The organism is Amycolatopsis sp. SID8362 (genome assembly GCF_010550475.1).
Taxonomy (GTDB): domain Bacteria; phylum Actinomycetota; class Actinomycetes; order Mycobacteriales; family Pseudonocardiaceae; genus Amycolatopsis; species Amycolatopsis eburnea.
Genome location: NZ_JAAGNB010000517.1, coordinates 1 through 547, shown reverse-complemented (window position 1 = coordinate 547; position 547 = coordinate 1). Strand labels below are relative to the sequence as shown.

General features: G+C 77.1%; 1 pseudogene. It reads right to left on the bottom strand.

The annotated features are described in order from the left end of the window. A pseudogene (locus G3I65_RS16275) lies at window positions 1–547 on the bottom strand (GGDEF domain-containing protein); the annotation flags it as partial.

The following is a 547-nucleotide window of genomic DNA, read 5'->3' as shown; positions in this document are numbered from 1 at the left end:
TCGAAAGCGTGGCCCGGCGCGGCTTCGCGCGGGCGGCGGGGGCCGTCGGCGGCGGTCACGAGCGCGGCGTTCACCGCGAGGAACACGACGCCGGCGACGGCGAGCAGGAGGACGGTGCGGGAATCGAGGACCTCACCGAGCGGCCGGACGCCGGTCGCGGTGAGGAACGCGCCCGCGACGAGACCGGCCAGTGCCGTCGCCGCGGCGCCGAACACCTGCCGGTACACGGGTCTTCTGCGGACCCGGAACCACTGGTGCAGCGCGGAGAGCGCGATCAGGGCGACCGCCAGGCCGGGCCGGAGCACCAGCACCCCGGCGAAGACCCACGGGGTGTCGACGCCGGGCCCGAGGAGGGTGTCCTCGCGGTGGCGCTCGACCGGCCGCGCGAGCTCGGCGGACACCAGCATCCCGCCCAGCAGCAGCGCGAACGGCCCGAGCAGTCCCGGCAGCGGCGGGAACCGGACGGCGGCGAGCGCGACGGCGGCGACGGCGACGGCGAGGACGTCGACGGTGACGAGGTAGAGGACCTGGCCGCGGCGCGGCAGCC